15 protein-coding genes are annotated in these 16,858 nt (G+C 51.8%); 14 read left to right on the top strand and 1 reads right to left on the bottom strand.

Going from position 1 to position 16,858, the window contains the following annotated elements; all coding sequences use genetic code 11:
• The first annotated feature begins 236 nt into the window (after positions 1-236).
• From CBP31_RS14250 to CBP31_RS14290, 9 genes are all read left to right on the top strand, one after another.
• Complete coding sequence (locus tag CBP31_RS14250; protein ID WP_087038325.1) at positions 237-1,475, top strand: AAA family ATPase; 1,239 nt, start codon at positions 237-239, stop codon at positions 1,473-1,475.
• Between the two features lie 50 nt (positions 1,476-1,525).
• Positions 1,526-2,320, top strand: a complete 795-nt coding sequence (gene cpaB, locus CBP31_RS14255) for a Flp pilus assembly protein CpaB (protein WP_087038326.1) — start codon at positions 1,526-1,528, stop codon at positions 2,318-2,320.
• A 32-nt stretch (positions 2,321-2,352) separates the two neighbouring features.
• The gene (locus CBP31_RS14260) at positions 2,353-3,786 is read left to right on the top strand and encodes a type II and III secretion system protein family protein (RefSeq protein WP_087038327.1); all 1,434 of its coding nucleotides are present in this window, start codon (positions 2,353-2,355) and stop codon (positions 3,784-3,786) included.
• Positions 3,787-3,798: 12 nt separating this feature from the next.
• Positions 3,799-4,068, top strand: a complete 270-nt coding sequence (locus tag CBP31_RS14265; protein WP_087038328.1) for an addiction module component — start codon at positions 3,799-3,801, stop codon at positions 4,066-4,068.
• 86 nt (positions 4,069-4,154) lie between these two features.
• Positions 4,155-5,372, top strand: coding sequence for an AAA family ATPase (locus CBP31_RS14270; RefSeq protein WP_087038329.1), 1,218 nt, complete (start codon positions 4,155-4,157; stop codon positions 5,370-5,372).
• Positions 5,373-5,399: 27 nt separating this feature from the next.
• The gene (locus CBP31_RS14275) at positions 5,400-6,707 is read left to right on the top strand and encodes a CpaF family protein (RefSeq protein WP_087038330.1); all 1,308 of its coding nucleotides are present in this window, start codon (positions 5,400-5,402) and stop codon (positions 6,705-6,707) included.
• An 11-nt stretch (positions 6,708-6,718) separates the two neighbouring features.
• Positions 6,719-7,693 (top strand): type II secretion system F family protein, encoded by a 975-nt coding sequence (locus CBP31_RS14280; protein ID WP_087038331.1) that lies wholly within the window; start codon positions 6,719-6,721, stop codon positions 7,691-7,693.
• Position 7,694: 1 nt separating this feature from the next.
• Positions 7,695-8,669 (top strand): type II secretion system F family protein, encoded by a 975-nt coding sequence (locus tag CBP31_RS14285; RefSeq protein ID WP_087038332.1) that lies wholly within the window; start codon positions 7,695-7,697, stop codon positions 8,667-8,669.
• A 198-nt stretch (positions 8,670-8,867) separates the two neighbouring features.
• On the top strand, positions 8,868-9,821 hold the full coding sequence (locus tag CBP31_RS14290) for a tetratricopeptide repeat protein (RefSeq protein WP_087038333.1): 954 nt from the start codon (positions 8,868-8,870) through the stop codon (positions 9,819-9,821).
• Positions 9,822-10,077: 256 nt separating this feature from the next.
• Here CBP31_RS14290 and bioA read toward each other — a convergent pair whose 3' ends face one another.
• A complete protein-coding gene (bioA, locus tag CBP31_RS14295) occupies positions 10,078-11,358 on the bottom strand; it encodes an adenosylmethionine--8-amino-7-oxononanoate transaminase (RefSeq protein ID WP_087038806.1) in 1,281 nt (426 codons plus the stop codon).
• Positions 11,359-11,551: 193 nt separating this feature from the next.
• On the opposite strand from bioA, the gene bioB reads away from it, so the two are divergent.
• The 5 genes from bioB to htpX all read left to right on the top strand — a co-directional run bounded on the left by bioB (position 11,552) and on the right by htpX (position 16,712).
• Positions 11,552-12,595, top strand: coding sequence for a biotin synthase BioB (gene bioB / locus CBP31_RS14300; protein WP_151898813.1), 1,044 nt, complete (start codon positions 11,552-11,554; stop codon positions 12,593-12,595).
• 148 nt (positions 12,596-12,743) lie between these two features.
• Positions 12,744-13,907, top strand: a complete 1,164-nt coding sequence (gene bioF, locus CBP31_RS14305) for an 8-amino-7-oxononanoate synthase (protein ID WP_087038334.1) — start codon at positions 12,744-12,746, stop codon at positions 13,905-13,907.
• Between the two features lie 260 nt (positions 13,908-14,167).
• Positions 14,168-14,962, top strand: a complete 795-nt coding sequence (gene bioC / locus CBP31_RS14310; RefSeq protein ID WP_227875047.1) for a malonyl-ACP O-methyltransferase BioC — start codon at positions 14,168-14,170, stop codon at positions 14,960-14,962.
• Positions 14,955-15,638, top strand: coding sequence for a dethiobiotin synthase (bioD, locus tag CBP31_RS14315; protein WP_087038335.1), 684 nt, complete (start codon positions 14,955-14,957; stop codon positions 15,636-15,638). The genes bioC and bioD overlap by 8 nt, the downstream gene beginning before the upstream one ends.
• 204 nt (positions 15,639-15,842) lie before the next feature.
• Entirely contained in the window at positions 15,843-16,712 is an 870-nt protein-coding gene (htpX, locus tag CBP31_RS14320; RefSeq protein WP_087038336.1) for a protease HtpX, read from the top strand.
• Positions 16,713-16,858: the final 146 nt, after the last annotated feature.

The raw sequence follows: 16,858 nt of genomic DNA on the forward strand, positions 1-16,858 counted from the left end.
CCGCGCTGCGCTCGCAAAGACGGAATAGGGCGCATACCCCGTCATTGCGAGGAGTGTAACGACGCGGCAATCCATGGTTATGTACCGCGCCGTTTGTAGGCTGGATTGCCGCGCTACGCTCGCAAAGACTGAATAAGAGCGCAGAACCACAGAGCGGCGTAAAGCTAACGCAAAATCTTGATGTATAACAGCGTATCCACAATAGATGTACAGATTCGCTCAAGGAGGTTACACGGATGTACCTACCCAAACCGAAAACCCTGGCCGACACCGGCCTGCCCAAAGAGTTGCTGCTGCGCTTAATACTGCGCCATTTGCAAGAAGAAGGCAGCTTGTCGTTACCGGCATTAAGCGACAAACTGTGCCTACGTGGCAGCGTGTTTGAGCCTTTGTTGCAAGAGCTGAAAACCCTGCAACAAATAGAGGTGCGCTCATCTGGCCGCGCCGGGGATATGATTCGCTATGCGCTTACCGCCAAGGGGCAGGCGGATGCTCAAGAGCTGAGTACGCGGGACGGTTATATTGGCCCGGCTCCGGTGCCGCTGGCGGCCTATAACCAACTGGTGGAGAGTCAAGCGCTAGGGAAGGGCAGCATTAGCCGGCCACAGCTAGCCGCAGCCTTGAGTGATATGGTGATAAGCCCAGAGCTTATCGAAATTTTAGGGCCGGCGCTCAATTCTCGCCGGCCCTTAATGATCTACGGCCATGCGGGCACCGGTAAAAGTTTTTTATGTCGGCGTTTTAACCGAATTTTTGACGAACAAATTTATCTGCCCCACGCCATTGCCGTGCAAAATACTATTATTCCGCTGTATGATCCGCTTTACCATTGCCATATCCCAACCCCAGAAGATGACGATATAGACAGCCGCTATCTCAGTTGTAAACGGCCATTGGTAATGGTAGGCGGCGAGTTAAGGTTAGATATGCTGGAAGTGCAATTTGATGGGCAATCTCGGCAATATAGTGCCCCCTTACAGATGAAAGCTAATAACGGTGTGTTTTTGATTGACGATTTAGGCCGTCAAGATTTTAAAGCCGAGCGGTTATTTAACCGCTGGATAGTGCCAATGGAAGAACGACGTGATTTTTTATCGTTAAGCAATGGTTTACATTTCGATATTCCATTTGAGCAGATACTGGTTTTCTCTACCAACTTAGATCCGATAAAGATTGCAGATGAGGCCTTTTTACGCCGCCTGGGTTATAAAATTGAACTGGGGGCCATGGCACCAGATTCATATAAAAAAGTGTGGTTAATGAATTTGGATAATTATCAGCTTATTGCCGATGAATCATTGTTTGACTTTATGGTAAATGAGTTGCACGATAAAAATTCCAAGCCGTTAATGGCATGTTACCCGCGGGATGTATTGGGTATTGCACGGGATATTATTGATTTTAATGATCAGAGCCATGAACCCTTGAGTAAAGCTATTTTGCATCAAGCGTGGAATATGTATTGCGTTCACTGAGGTGATGATTAATTGGATGAACATGCTGGGCAACCTAAGGACAGGTTATTATGAAGACACGCTCTCTAATGTTATTTTTATTATCCCTCGTTTTTGCGCTGGGTGCTGGCTGGGTAGCCTATAACTGGCTCAGTAACCAACAACAGGTGCAAAAGGTCACGGTAGACGAAGGCACAGCATTGAGCCAAGTGGTGGTGGCGAGCAGAGATATGTCTCCGGGCATCAACATAGACGCTTCTTTTGTTGAGTTAAAAGAAATAGATGCCAGGTTGGTACCTCCCGGCGCCTTGCTTACTCTTGAAGAGGCCACCGGCATGGCGGTCAAAAACAATCTTTATCGCGGGGACGTGTTGCGCTTAGAGCGGCTTACGCCCATAGGGCAGGGCAGTACGCTGTCGGTATTGCTAGAGCCGGGTATGCGTGCGGTGACGGTGCGGGTAAACGACGTGATCGGGGTGGCGGGTTTTCTGCTGCCCGGCAATAGGGTCGATATCTTGTCTACCGATAACAGCATGACCCGCACCGTGCTTACCAACCTTAAAGTGTTGGCGGTGGATCAAACCCAGCACACCGATGAAAACCGCCCCAAGCTGGTGCGCGCCGTTACTTTAGAAGTAGACCCCGAACAGGCCGAACGGCTGGTGAATGCCAGCGCCAACGGTCAAATTCAATTGGCATTGCGCAACCCTAACGATAAACCAGAGTCGGCAGAAATTACTGCCGCCTTGCCGCCGCAAAGTGCTCCCCAAAAACCGGTTAAATCTGTGCCTCGTGCTGCACCCCGACCTGCGTCGGTGGATGTTATCAAAGGCAGTAGCCTGCAGCAGATACCGGTAAAAAGCTGAACAATCATTCTATATGTCGCACGGAGGTGGCTATGAACAAGAAACAAACCCCAATTTTGGGTGCATTAGCACTGGTACTCGGGTTGTTACCCGGCCTGCTATCCGGCGTAGTTTGGGCTGGAGGCAGCCTGCAGCAAGCAGGCAATGAGATTCAGTTGCCAATCCATAAATCTCGCTCTTTATTACTAGACAGACCCGTTAGCCGAGTGTCGGTGGGTAACCCGGCTATTGCCGATGTATTGGTATTGAAGGATCGGGAGTTATATTTGGTGGGTAAGGCGCTCGGCCATACCAACATCATGGTCTGGGACACCAACGATGCGCTACTGCAGGTGTATGACATTGAAGTTAGCCACGATCTGCAGGGGCTTAAAGAGCGCCTCTATCGTTTTTTACCCCAAGAGCCAATCCAAGTGCATACCACTCAGGGGCAGCTGGTGATGAGCGGCGAAGTGTCGGATCTCGCCAAGCTGAATGCCGCCTATGAGCTCGGTAAGGGCTATGTAGTGGCCGCCGAAGGGGGCGTGGCACGCTCTGAAGTGATGAACATGATGAGTGTGGGCGGCGGCCAGCAGGTCATGCTGGAAGTCACCGTGGCTGAGGTGTCGCGAGATACCACCCGCAACTGGGAGTCGGCCTTTGAGCTGATTACCAATACTGGTAACTGGGGCGTGGCTTTATTGCGCGACAATGTGGGACAGCTGGCTAACTTTGGTACTAACACCGCCATTGGCGGCTTTGGCAGTTCCAGTACCATGTTTCGTACCGCACTCGATTTGGCCAAAACCCGTGGCCTAGCCCGGGTACTGGCCGAGCCGCGCATTACTGCCATTAGTGGCCAGTCGGCGGAGTTTTTGTCTGGTGGTGAGTTTCCAATTCCTGTGCCAAGTGACGATGGTATTGCCATCGAATACAAGGAGTTTGGCGTTGGGCTCAAATTTACGCCCGTAGTGCTGAGCAGCGGTAAAATCAACTTGAACCTGAATATTGTAGTCAGTGAGCCCACCACGGTTAACTCGACTGAAATCCCAATTTTCGGCAATGTTATCGCCCTTAATAAGCGCAGCGCCGGTACCACGGTGGAGCTGGGCGATGGTCAAACCATTAGCATCGCCGGCCTGTTAAGCGAAAACACCCGGGAGTCGGTTAGCCAATTACCCTTTGCCGGTGATATCCCTATTTTGGGCAATCTCTTTACTAGCCGCAGCTACGTAAAGGGCGAGTCTGAGCTGGTAATTATGGTGACCCCACGACTGGTGCGACCGTTCGATAAACAGCAAGTCACCCTCCCTACCGATAACTTCATCGAGCCTAATGACGTCGAGTTTTATCTGCTGGGGCGTATGTCCGATCGTCATCAAGTAACGGATAGAGCTGCCTCTCCTGCTGCGGCGAATAGTTATGGCTCTTCGGCGAGTGTAGGGGCCGAAGGTGGCACCGAGCAGACCTATGGTCAGTCCTTATAAGGAGACGGCGATATGAAACAGCTTTTATTATTGACCTTTACAGCAGCATTGCTCAGCGCCTGTGCTGGAGAGCGCCACTACCCCTTTGCCCTGGGGCAGACGGTAAAGGACCTAGACGAAATTCAGATTATGGACCCTGAAGCCGCCAGCAGAAATGACGGGAAAATCTCGGCGCTCGCCCTAAATGGTGAATATGGCGTATCGCTGCACGATAAATACGTAAAAAGCGCCGAACCCCCGAGCAAAGGGAAAACTCAAGTCACGCTTAACTTTGCTGACTAATGCAATGATATAAAGAGGTCGGTTCGGGGGTGAAAAAGGTACAACGCCCGGGTTGGTAAAGACCGTTTTTTAATGTTGGGGGCGCCATGACAGACGCTAAAGTAATCAATCTTGAATCAGGATATGTCGATATTCCCTTGCGCCTAGCATGTCCGTTAACACTGAATGTCATCGATTATGATGGGCAATTATGGCGACAGCTAGAGCGGCAATGGCAGGAGCACACCCTGAAACTGCAACGACTCGCAGAAGGTGCCACCATACCCAAGGGCGGCCGCCAAGTGTTACTGCTGGTCGATCATCCTCAAGCAAAATCGATTTATGACCAGCTTGAGCAAGAAGCACCGCGTAGCCATGTGGTAATAGTAGTGGGCGACACCGCCAACACCGAGCTAATGCGCCGCTCGATGCGCATGGGCGCGGTGGACTTTTTGCCGATGGATTATAACCCTCCCGAGCTGTGGGCTGCCTTAGCGCGCATTGCCGAACAACAGGCGGCCATGGTCAGCTTGGCTCCCGTTACTGTATTGCTCAATGGCAAACCCGGCAGTGGCGTTAGCTTTATCAGTGCCAATTTGGCTCATGCCTTAGCGGCCAGTGCTACGGATGAAAAGGTGTTGCTGGTGGATGCTTGCCTGCAGTATGGGTCGTTAAGCGATTATTTCAATGTCGGCAATAAACAGGGCAGCTTGATGGGGGCGCTGTTGCATGATCACAACCTAGACGGCATGGCGCTGGAGGGCATGATGTCCAAGGCGCGAGAACGCATTGACTTGCTGCCTTCCCAAACGCCCTCCTTGGTGTCTCCGGTTAATATCACTGCTAAAAGCTGCGCTCAGTTACTGTATCTGATGCGTTATCAATATCAGCAGCTGGTGGTGGATATGTCGAGAGGGGTCGAGCATTGGAGTGTGCCAATACTGGAGCAGGCCGAGCATATATTGGTGGTTACCCAACAGTCGTTATCGGCGCTGCGTGAAACACGCCGAGTGGTAAGGCGCTTGCAGCAAGAGTGTGGTATCGACAAAGACAAAATCATCTTGCTGGTAAACCGTTACGAAAAAAATAAAACGCTTACCGTGAAAGAAATCGAACAGGCCACCGAGGTGAGCCGCATACTGGTCTTGCCCAACGATTTTAAAATGGTGGAAGACTGTACCGATCTGGGCAAGCTGGTGATAGAAGTGGAACGCAAGCACAAGCTGGTGAGGGCGTTTGCTGATATCGCCAGCCACATAGCGCCGCAGACAGACGAAGCGGTCAGCGGATCCAGCTGGTTAAAAAAGCTGTTTGGCCAGCACTAGGGTGCTAGATAACCAAGGGGATCAAGGATGAACCTAGAAGACTATATTCTCACCACGGAAGAACAAAGCCATAAGCATAGAGTGCATGACCAGTTAATGGACATACTGGACTTACCCATGTTGCAGACCATTTCTCGCGAGCAGGCCGGCGCTCAAATAGAGCCGCTGTGTTTTCAGATCATGCAGGACTCGCCCACGCCCTTGTCATTGGAATCGCGCAAGAAAATCGTGCGCCAAATTCTCGACGAAGTCTTGGGTCATGGTCCGCTAGAGCCTTTACTTTCCGACCCCAGCATTGCCGATATCATGGTGAACGGCGCTAAAAATATTTATGTAGAACGCCGGGGCCGCATAGAGCGGGTGCCGCTTACGTTTAATGACGACGACCATTTAATGGGAGTTATCGAGCGAATCGTGTCGGGTGTGGGGCGGCGTATCGACGAACTCTCCCCCATGGTGGATGCGCGGCTGAAAGACGGCTCCCGCGTGAACGCCATTATACCGCCGCTGGCCTTGAATGGACCTACCTTGTCTATTCGGCGTTTTACCGTAGAAAAACTGAACATCAACAGCCTGATTGAGTTTGGCAGCATCACACCGGCCATTGGTCAGGTGATGGAAGCGGTAGTGAAGGGTAAGCTCAATATTTTGATCTCCGGCGGTACCGGTACCGGTAAAACCACCTTTCTTAGTGTACTGTCCGGTTTTATTCCGGCGGATCAACGCATTATTACCGTAGAAGACTCCGCCGAGCTGCAGTTACAGCAGCCCCATGTGGTGCAACTCGAAAGCCGGCCCGCCAATATTGAGGGGCGGGGAGAAGTGTCTATGCGCGACCTAATGAAAAATACCCTGCGAATGCGCCCCGACCGTATCGTGGTGGGGGAGGTGCGCGGCGCTGAGGCCTTTGACATGCTCACCGCCATGAACACAGGTCACGAAGGATCCCTCACTACCGTGCATGCCAACACCCCGCGTGATGCGCTGGGGCGAATTGAGAACATGGTGTCCATGGCCGGCTTTGATATGCCGGTGAAAAACATTCGCACTCAGGTGGCTTCGGCGTTGGATGTAATTATTCAACTTGAGCGCCAAGAAGACGGCACCCGGCGTATGGTGAGCTTGCAAGAAGTACACGGCATGGAAGGAGAGATCATTACCATGTCGGAAATTTTCACTTTTGAGCGCACCGGTGTCAGTGCCGAGGGCAAAGTGCTGGGCCGCCACAAGGCTACTGGGGTAATGCCTAATTTTTATGATCGCTTGGCGCGACGGGGCATGGAATTGCCCCGCAGTTTGTTTGGTGATGATGACGTGCACCGGGACATTTTTTAGCGGGAGGCTTTATGACCACTAATACGCTGATATTTATTGCACTGGTGGCGCTAGCAGTACTGTGTTTAAGCTTGGCCATGTTTGTGCCGATTACACAGCCGCGACTAAACCGCTCAGCTCTGCTTAAGCGGCGGCTGGCGACATTGTCGGCCGAGAACCGGGAGCAGCAGCAGGCTTCTATCTTTCGGACTCGTCGGCTAGATGGGTTGTCGCCTTTGCTGCGCCGCTTAGAAAGCTCACGACTACTGGAGCGGGTGGCCTTTGAACTGGAGCTGGCCGGCTCTGGCCTTTACGCCTATCAGCTGTTGTTTCGGGTAGGCTTGTTAAGTCTGCTACTGGCGGGGGCTTGTTGGTGGCTGTGGCACAGCGGGTTGATGGTACTGATGGCCTTGGTGCTGCCAGCGGTGTTGGTCTATTTTAAGCTGCGGCGTAATTATGCCCAGCGGCTGGCGATGTATGAGCAACAGCTGCCCGAGGCGCTGGATATCATGAAGCGGGGCTTACAGGCAGGCTATTCCTTCTCCGATACCATCAAGATTATTAGCGAGCAGATGCCTAATCCGTTAGGGCGAGAATTTGCACTGGTGTTTGCCGACATTAGCTATCGCAAAGACATTCGTAAGGCGATGGCGGGGCTGCTGGAGCGGGTGCCCAGTGTGTCTAATATGGCGCTGATTAGCGCGGTGCAAGTGCAGCGCGAAACTGGCGGTAATCTAGTGGAAAACATCACCAAGCTGACCATTATTATTCGCGACCGTTTTAAGTTTAATCGCCAGTTAAAAACCTTATCTGCCGAGGGGCGGATGTCGGGCTGGGTGTTGGTATTAACGCCCTTTATCCTGTTTGCGGCGATGTTTGTTACTACTCCTACCTACGTGACCGAGCTGTTTATTACGGAGGAAGGTCGTAAGTTAATGATGGTGGGTGGCTTTACCATGGCGCTGGGTACGTGGTGGATCAGCCGCATTATTAAGATCGAGGTGTAATATGAACCAGCCAACAGAACTATTGCAGGCGAACATGGCGGATCCTTGGTTGAGCCAGTGGCTGCTGAAAAGCTGGGTGGCGCTGCCGACCATGACTTTATTTTGGGCGCTGTCGGCCATGGCTATGTTTTGGGCGCTAACTCTGATATTCGCAAGTTTCACTAACCCCTATCGCCAGCGTTTAAATCAGATGCAGCAGGTTGACGCAGAGCATGACAGTCTAGAGCAGCAGCTGGTAACGGCGAGAAACGCCGGTGCTCGCATGGGGGTGTTTAGTGGCCACCGTATTCGTACTTTGCTGGTACACGCGGGTTTTCATAAGCACTTAGCTTATCAGGTGTTTAACGGCATTCGGCTGTTGTGTGTGCTGTGCTTTGTGCTGGGCGGGCTGGTCTTGATGCTGCTGCTCACCTCCTTACCTTTTATCATCATCTTGTTGCTGCTGATGGTGTTGGCTTATGTGGCCTATATGTTGCCGGTATTTGTGCTGGAGCGGCTGGCTAATAAACGCATGACCCGCATGAAACTGGCCATGCCGGATGCGCTCGATTTACTGGTGGTGTGTACCGAGGCTGGCATGGGCTTTAAAGCAGCCCTGCAGCGGGTGGCCAAAGAAATTGGTCTCAATCATTTTGCGCTGTCTGAAGAGCTAGATTTGATTTCCGCCAAGATACGCACAGGACTTAGTATAAAACAGGCCTTCGACGAATTTATTTTGCGCACCGGCCTAGAGGATTTTCGCAACCTAAGTGTGGCCATTAACCAGTCGATGCAACTGGGTACCAGTATTGCCGAAACCTTGCGTACCTATGCAGATGAATACCGCATTAAGCGCAAGCAAGAGGCGGAAGAAATGGCCGCAAAAATCGGCACCAAGATGATATTCCCATTGGTGCTGTGCATTTGGCCGTCTTTTTTTATTGTGGCCATAGGACCGGCGCTGATCAAAGTGTTCCAAACCTTTGGCGGAGGCTAGGGCTAGGTGGTTGTGTTAAGTATCACACCGTTGACAATAATAATGATCGCTTACTGGCTGAAGCATATGAGTCCTGATAGCGTTAAGGAGACATTATCTAGCTACAAAAAGTTAGCTACATAAAAAAGTTGGCTGCGAAAAGTTAGCTATGACAAGTCGGCTAAGGAAAGTTGGCCATGGACGCTTTAAGGATAAACGATGAATTATAAAATACTTGCGCTGGTAACTGTGATGATGCTGACAGGTTGTGCCACGAGTAATGAGTTAGAGGGGCACAAGGGAGTCTTTGGCAGCAAGGCCGCAGGTGCGGGGGTGATTAAGCCCACCACGGCGGCCGAGGCGGGCATGCTGGTGACCCAGTCACAAGCCTCTGGCGACACGGATGCCATGATCTATGCCTATACCCAAGCACTAGCCTTTAGCGATTTTGATAAAGCTGAGGTGTATCTGAATATTGCGGGGCTAGAGCAGCAACGTAACAATAATAGCCAGGCTGAGCAGGCTTACCGCCAAGCCATGAGTGAGGCGCCAAAACGACAGGATATCAAAGAATCCTTGGCGCTATTGATGGTGGATATGAAGCGCCATCAAGAAGCGGAAACACTGCTGCAAGAGGTGGTGATGAATGATCAGACTCGGCTTAAGGCTACGCCAGCCGGTGCTGATGTGTGCACCATAGACCCGCAGTCACCTTGGCGCAGTTACAACGGGCTCGGTTTGTTGGCAGATATACAGGAGCAGGGTGAGCTGGCACGAAAGTATTACCTGTGCGCGCTTAAGATACATTCCGGCCTAGCTATGCTGCATACCAATCTGGGTTTTTCTTACTATCTTAACGATCAATATGCGCAGGCTGAGCAGGCGCTAACTCGGGCGGTTAATTTGGATCCGCAATACCAACGTGCCTGGAGCAATTTAGGCTTGTTGTATTATCGTTGGGATCGCAAGTCTGATGCCCTAATGGCACTGCGAAAAAATGGTTCTCAGGCCGAAGCCCTCAACGACTTAGGCTACATCGCCATGATGGACGGAGCCTATGAAGAGGCCTCGTCTTTGTTTCAGCGAGCCATAGATGCCTCTCCCCGCTATTACCCCAAAGCCGTCGCCAACCTCAACCAGGTTAAAACCATGGCGGTGGTAAGCAACCGCTAAATAGGCACCGTGCCTAAGCCGAGATCCTGACACCCTTAGCCGTCTTCCTGACGCGCGTCAGGATCTTGTTTTGGGTATTAGAAACAAAAACGAGATACCTCGGCCGTCATGCTGAATTTGATTCAGTATCGGTATGACGGATGAGGAGGAGCGGTGTTTGTTGTGTGCCGTCATCCTGACGCACGTCAGGATCTCGCTCTTTGTCCGCATTTGTTCCTGTATTCCGTGGTAAAAAAGTGTTGGGCTTAGATTTTACTCACCTCTCACTCTTTACGCTTTCACACACCACCAGCATGGCTTTTGTTAATTGGCTCAGCTGTTTCGGGGTAATAATATAGGGCGGCATAATATACAGCAGCTTACCGAAAGGGCGGATCCACACGCCTAATTCCACCAATTGCGCTTGCACCTTAGCCACACTTAAGGGTTCGCGCAGCTCTATCACGCCAATGCCGCCCAATACCCGTACATCCGCCACCGCCGCTAACTCTTTTGCCGGTGCCAGCTCCGTTTTTAGCTGGGCTTCAATGGCGCCAATGCGTGCCTGCCAGGTTGAGCTTAACAGTAATTCAAGGCTGGCCAAGGCCACGGCACAGGCCAGCGGATTGGCCATAAAAGTGGGACCGTGCATCAACACGCCTGCAGGACCATTACAAATGGTCTCGGCTACCTGTTGAGTGGTAATAGTGGCGGCCATCGTCATATAGCCGCCGGTCAGCGCCTTACCAATACACAGTATATCTGGCGTAATGTCCGCCCATTCACAAGCGAATAGTCTTCCGGTGCGACCAAAGCCGGTGGCTATTTCATCCACTATGAGCAGCACGTCATATTGGCTGCATAAGTGGCGCGCGCCTTTTAAAAACTCCGGGTGATAAAAGCACATGCCACCGGCGCCTTGCACTATGGGCTCTAACACCAGTGCTGCTAATTCATGATGGCGCTCAGTCAATAACTGCTGCAAGGGTACTAAGTCTTGAGGATCCCATTCGCCATCAAAGCGGCTGTTAGGGCTTTCGATAAACACATGCTCGGGCAAAAATCCTTTGTACAAACTGTGCATGCCGCCATTAGGATCGCACACGCTCATGGCGCCAAAGGTATCCCCGTGATAGCCCTTGTTCAGTGCGGCGAACAGGGTTTTGGGCGTGCCTTTACCGTGCCAGTATTGAATGGCCATCTTGAGCGCCACTTCTACCGACACCGATCCTGAGTCTGCTAAGAAGAAGCGATCCAGTCCGCTGGGTAATATCTCGCTTAAAGCGCGGCACAGCTCTATCGCTGGCTCATGGGTTAAACCGCCAAACATCACATGAGACATCTTGGCTAATTGTGCGGTGGCGGCGGCATTCAGCTCGGGCACATTATAACCGTGCAAACAGGCCCACCAAGACGACATGCCATCAATCAAACGCCGGCCATCGCTGAGTTGCAAATGCACACCTTCGGCGCTCGCCACTTCATAACAGGGCAGCGGGCGGGTGAGCGAGGTATAGGGGTGCCAGATATGTTGGCGGTCAAAATCTGCATTGCTCATCTTAGAGATTGAGTCAGAGAGGGAGGCGGGGGTGAGCGGATTATCAAAAACTGGGTTGTTCATAAAGTAGCCAAACGTCAACTTGTTCAAGTGTTTATGATTGACAGGCTAACATTGGCGCTTACACTAGCCAACCAAAATACCGCTGAGTAAAGCGGTAAGCCCTCATTTTGAACAGATAAGGAACCCGGCCATGAGCCAACCCCAACTGAGCCGTGAGCAAGTTAGCCGTGAGCAGGTGCTTGCCTTGTTTGAGCGTCCGCTGTTTGATCTCTTGTTTGAAGCTCAGCAAGTGCACCGGGCGAACTTTGATGCCAATGAAGTACAAGTCAGCACACTGTTATCCATTAAAACCGGCGCCTGCCCAGAAGACTGCAAATACTGCCCGCAAAGTGCCCGCTATAACACCGGCCTAGAAGTAGAGCGGCTAATGGAAATGGAAAACGTGTTAGAGCGTGCCAAAGAAGCCAAAGTCAATGGCTCTAGCCGTTTTTGCATGGGTGCGGCGTGGCGCAATCCCAAAGAACGCGATATGCCGTATTTGGTGAAAATGGTACAAGAGGTGAAATCGTTAGGCCTAGAAACTTGCATGACGCTGGGTATGTTAGATGACAGCCAGGCGGGTCGCTTAGCTGATGCAGGCTTGGATTATTACAACCATAACCTAGACACCAGTCCCGAATTCTACGGCGATATTATTACCACCCGCACCTATGCGGACCGCTTAGATACGCTGGAAAATGTGCGCAACTCCGGCATGAAAGTCTGCTCCGGCGGCATAGTGGGTTTAGGCGAAAGTGCGGAAGACCGCGCCGGCCTGTTACAAGCCTTGGCTAACCTGCCGCGTCAGCCAGAAAGTGTACCCATTAATATGCTGGTCAAAGTGAAAGGCACGCCGATGGAAAACCAAGCGGATTTAGACGACTTTGATTTTATTCGCACCATCGCCGTAGCCCGTATCTTAATGCCCCAAAGCCATGTGCGCTTATCTGCTGGCCGAGAAAAAATGAACGATCAAATGCAAGCCATGTGCTTTATGGCCGGCGCTAACTCGATTTTTTACGGCTGTAAACTGCTGACTACGCCCAACCCCGATGAAAACAGCGATATGCAGTTATTCAAACGCTTAGGCATTCGCCCCAGCGGTGTGAGCCAAAAGCCAGACGAGATGACCGAAATCGAGCTACACGAACAACTCGCCGCCCAAGCCGAACCCGCTTTGTATTACGAAGCATAAGGGCTGCGCCCAGCGCCCAGCTAAAAACAAACACCGATTGGTTTTGGTTTTTGCCGTCATCCTGATGACCATCAGGATCTCGGGTTGGTGTTTTAACGCTTTAACTTGGTGCTGGGCGCAGGGCGCTATCAGTAAATAAGGTTCAAACATGCCCTTTAATCTTTGTCTGGCTGAGCGGGAAGCGTTGGGCTTGCGGCGCCGATTACCGGCTATCGATAAGGTAACGGGCCGCCAGCTATTTAGTGCCGATAAGTGCTATTTAAACTTTGCCGGTAACGATTATTTAGGTTTTAGCCTAGCGCCTGAACTGATTAAGGCGGCCGATGCGGCGGCCCGTGAATTTGGCGTAGGTGCCGTGGCGTCACCCTTAGTGGTGGGCTATCAGGCCATTCACCGCCAATTAGAAAGCGAGTTGGCTGATTGGTTGGGGCTAGAGGCGGTTATGCTGTTTAGCTCGGGTTTTTCCGCCAATCAAGCGGTGATCAAAGCCTTGCTCACTAAAGAGCACCTGCTTTGGCAAGACCGGCTTAATCATGCGTCATTGCAAGAGGCCGGCATGCTGAGCCCGGCGCGCATGCGCCGCTTTGCCCATAACGACATGGCGCAGCTGGCCAAGCAGCTTAAACCCAAAGCGGGGCTGATTGTCTCCGAGGGCGTGTTTAGCATGGACGGCGACCAAGGTGATTGGCAGGGCTTAAGCGCGCTTAGCGATCAAACCAATAACTGGCTGATGATAGATGACGCTCATGGCTTGGGTGTGTTGGGTAAACAAGGGCGCGGCACTTTAAGCGAGCAGGGCGTAGCAGCCGATAAAGTGCACATTCACATGGGCACTTTTGGTAAGGCGTTGGGCGTGAGTGGCGCCTTTATTGGTGGTAGTCAGCTGTTAATTGATTATTTACATAATCATGCGCGTAGCTATGTGTACAGCACCCATCTGCCGCCACCCCAAGCGGCGGCCATTTTGGCGGCAGTGCGCTTAGCTCAAACGGCCGATGAGCAGCGAGAACAATTACAGGCGCGCATCCAGCAATTTCGCGCCGGAGCGGCAAATCTACCGCTACAGCTGTTGCTCTCTAACACCGCCATTCAGCCCTTATTACTAGGTAAAGAGTTGGTGGGTGATGAGCAAGCGACTTTGAATTTGTCCAACCGCTTGCGCGAGCAGGGCTTTTGGGTTGGCGCCATACGCCCACCCACAGTACCCAAAGGCTCATCACGACTGCGTATTACCCTCAGCGCCGCCCACAGCCAAACGGACATCGCGGCCTTGCTGCAAGCCTTGCAAGAGAGTGTGAGGAGTGAAGCGTAAAGAGTGAGGGGAAAACCCACTTGTTAAGGTCACCGTAGAGGCCGCTTTGAGCGCCGGTGCTGCTTTAGTTCTGAGTCTTTTGTAGGCGTAAATTTATTCGCGCATTACGCCGCAGGCGGAAATCACTTTCCGTTCGCACCGTAGAGGCCGCTTTGAGCGCGCCGGTGCTGCGCAGCAGAACTTGAGCTCTTATTCGCGCATTACAACCTAGGCGGAAATCTCTTTGCCACTGAGTCCACATTAATTATGCGATATTACCTATGACCACCCATTTGATGTTGAAAAGTGACCCAATCGTAGACAAGCAAAAAGTCGCCAGCGCCTTTGGCCGTGCTGCGCACTGCTATGAACAACACAACGAGCTGCAGCGGCGCTCGGGTAATGCTTTGCTGGCATTATTAAACGCCGAACGGCCACAGCAGGCCAAGGTAGGGCTGGATCTCGGCTGTGGCAGTGGTTGGTTTGTGCCTGCACTTAAGGCTAAAACCGAAGAGCTGTTAGCGCTGGATTTATCACCGGCCATGTTGCAACAAGCGCGCCTTAAGGCCGATATAACGGCGCTGTGTGCGGACATGGACACGCAGCCGCTGGCCGCACATAGCCTCGATTTTATTTTTGCTAATCTGTGCCTGCAATGGAGCAGTAATTCCGCCGCCTGGCTAGCGGGCTGGAGCCAACGGCTAAAACCCGGTGGCGTGCTGGTGTTCTCCACTTTAATTGAGGGTAGCCTGCAAGCGTTAGCCGACTGTTGGCAGCAACAAAGCCAGCCCAGTCCTATCAATGGCTTTATCAATCCCGCCGAATTAGAGCAGCACTTAGCGCATACAGGCCAGCGCTGGCGGTGTGCTTACACCACCGAGCAGCTGGAGTTTGCGGATTTAAAGTCGTTATTGTTATCGCTAAAGGGCATAGGCGCCAATCGCGTTAATGCAGAGCGCCGAGCCGGCCTAATGGGCAAACACACTTGGCAGCAGCTTAATCTTACCTATCCTATTAATACTCAAGGTCACAGCGTGGCCACCTATCAGCTGGCATACGGAGTAATTTATGGCTAACACCTTTTTTGTCACCGGCACCGATACCGAAGTCGGAAAAACCTTTGTCACGCGCGCCTTGATGCAAGCTGCTATTGAGTCTGGTCGAAAAGTGCTGGGCTATAAACCCGTGGCCTCGGGCTGTGAACTGCAAGACGGTGAGCTAAAAAACAGTGACGCGCTCACGCTGCAGGCCTGTTCTTCCATTACCTTGCCCTATGCCATGCATAACCCGTATGCCTTTGCGCCGGCCATAGCGCCGCATATTGCCGCGGCTCAAGCTAATGAGTCCATTAACGTGGCACGCTTAAGTGAGGGCTTGGCACGACTCAAAGCCACCGCCGCCGATGTGATTTTTGTAGAAGGAGCAGGGGGCTGGCGCTTACCCATTAATGACCGCCAGTATTTATCTGATTGGGTAAAGTCTGAGCATTTGCCGGTGATCTTGGTGGTGGGCGCGCGTTTGGGTTGCATTAACCATGCGCTGCTTACCTTAGAGGCGATTCGCCACGACGGTTTAGTGGTGGCGGGCTGGGTGCTGAATCAAATAGATCCCACCATGAGCCAGTATCAAGCCAATGTCGATACCCTTAAACAACGCATTAAAGCGCCGTTTTTAGGGGAGATCCCTTGGCTGGGTGAGCAAGCCAATGACAGCGTGCATAACTTTATTGATATTGCGGCGTTACTTAAATAAGTAAAATAATACATAATCAATGACTTGAATTTGGCGTAATCAGCCCGATTATATTGGGAGTAGGTGAAGGGTGAGGCGTAAAGAGTGAAGGGTAGCCTGATACTTTGTGCTGACCTTGTTTTATAGCATAGGTTTTGTAGCCTAGCAGGTACGCAACACCACTTTTATCGTAATTATTTAAGTACACTTTTAACAAGGGAACGTATGAAACGCATTATATTGTTTATCGCTACCAACTTGGCCGTGGTATTGGTGTTGGGCGTGGTGCTAAACATAGTGTTTTCTATGCTGGGTATCGACCGCAGCAGCATTACTGGCTTGTTGGTATTCTGTGCCGTGTTCGGTTTTGGCGGTGCATTTATTTCACTGCTGATTTCAAAGTGGATGGCTAAGCGCGCCTATAACGTGCAAATCATCGAGCAGCCACGTAACGAACTGGAGCACTGGTTGCTAAGCACTGTTACCCGCCAAGCACAACAAGCGGGCATCGGCATGCCAGAAGTGGGCATTTATGATTCACCGGATATGAACGCCTTTGCCACCGGTGCCAGTCGCAACAGCTCTTTGGTAGCCGTATCCACCGGGCTAATGCGCAGCATGAGCCGCGACGAAGCCGAAGCCGTACTGGCCCACGAAGTTAGCCACATCGCCAACGGCGACATGGTAACCATGACCTTATTGCAAGGCGTGGTGAATACCTTCGTGATGTTCTTTGCGCGCATAGTGGCGAACCTTATCAGCAGCGCCATGAACAAAGACAACGAAGAAGGCGGCGGCTTAGGCGGTATTGCTTACTTTGGTGTGGTGATGGTACTGGAATTAGTGTTTGGCATGCTGGCTTCCATTATCGTGATGTGGTTTAGCCGCTACCGCGAATACCGTGCCGACGAAGGCTCGGCACGCTTAGTTGGCAAAGACAAAATGATTGCCGCCTTGCAGCGTTTAGGCCAAGGCTCACAAGCCGAATTAGACGGCTCACTGGCCGCCTTTGGTATTAACGGTCAAGGCAAGAGCGAACTGTTTATGAGCCATCCACCGCTCGAAAAGCGCATCCAAAGCCTGCGTAATCTGTAAAAGTGTGAAGGGTGAGGGGAGGAAGAGCAAACCTACCTTAGCGCCAAGCTGTACATTCACATAAAAAAACACCGCCTACCAAGGCGGTGTTTTTGTTGGTGCTTACAAAAACATTAAAATATCTCAAAAGGTCCAATGAATTGGCC

This window comes from Oceanisphaera profunda, assembly GCF_002157895.1.
Classification (GTDB): domain Bacteria; phylum Pseudomonadota; class Gammaproteobacteria; order Enterobacterales; family Aeromonadaceae; genus Oceanimonas; species Oceanimonas profunda.

What these genes read in the sequence shown, in the direction of transcription:
- bioB (WP_151898813.1), top strand. Translation starts at nt 11,552, where the DNA reads ATGAGCCAACCCCAACTGAGCCGTGAGCAAGTTAGCCGTGAGCAGGTG.
- CBP31_RS14270 (WP_087038329.1), top strand. Translation starts at nt 4,155, where the DNA reads ATGACAGACGCTAAAGTAATCAATCTTGAATCAGGATATGTCGATATT.
- bioA (WP_087038806.1), bottom strand. Translation starts at nt 11,358, where the DNA reads ATGAGCAATGCAGATTTTGACCGCCAACATATCTGGCACCCCTATACC.
- CBP31_RS14280 (WP_087038331.1), top strand. Translation starts at nt 6,719, where the DNA reads ATGACCACTAATACGCTGATATTTATTGCACTGGTGGCGCTAGCAGTA.
- CBP31_RS14290 (WP_087038333.1), top strand. Translation starts at nt 8,868, where the DNA reads ATGAATTATAAAATACTTGCGCTGGTAACTGTGATGATGCTGACAGGT.
- CBP31_RS14285 (WP_087038332.1), top strand. Translation starts at nt 7,695, where the DNA reads ATGAACCAGCCAACAGAACTATTGCAGGCGAACATGGCGGATCCTTGG.
- htpX (WP_087038336.1), top strand. Translation starts at nt 15,843, where the DNA reads ATGAAACGCATTATATTGTTTATCGCTACCAACTTGGCCGTGGTATTG.
- cpaB (WP_087038326.1), top strand. Translation starts at nt 1,526, where the DNA reads ATGAAGACACGCTCTCTAATGTTATTTTTATTATCCCTCGTTTTTGCG.
- bioD (WP_087038335.1), top strand. Translation starts at nt 14,955, where the DNA reads ATGGCTAACACCTTTTTTGTCACCGGCACCGATACCGAAGTCGGAAAA.
- CBP31_RS14275 (WP_087038330.1), top strand. Translation starts at nt 5,400, where the DNA reads ATGAACCTAGAAGACTATATTCTCACCACGGAAGAACAAAGCCATAAG.
- CBP31_RS14250 (WP_087038325.1), top strand. Translation starts at nt 237, where the DNA reads ATGTACCTACCCAAACCGAAAACCCTGGCCGACACCGGCCTGCCCAAA.
- bioF (WP_087038334.1), top strand. Translation starts at nt 12,744, where the DNA reads ATGCCCTTTAATCTTTGTCTGGCTGAGCGGGAAGCGTTGGGCTTGCGG.
- CBP31_RS14260 (WP_087038327.1), top strand. Translation starts at nt 2,353, where the DNA reads ATGAACAAGAAACAAACCCCAATTTTGGGTGCATTAGCACTGGTACTC.
- bioC (WP_227875047.1), top strand. Translation starts at nt 14,168, where the DNA reads ATGACCACCCATTTGATGTTGAAAAGTGACCCAATCGTAGACAAGCAA.
- CBP31_RS14265 (WP_087038328.1), top strand. Translation starts at nt 3,799, where the DNA reads ATGAAACAGCTTTTATTATTGACCTTTACAGCAGCATTGCTCAGCGCC.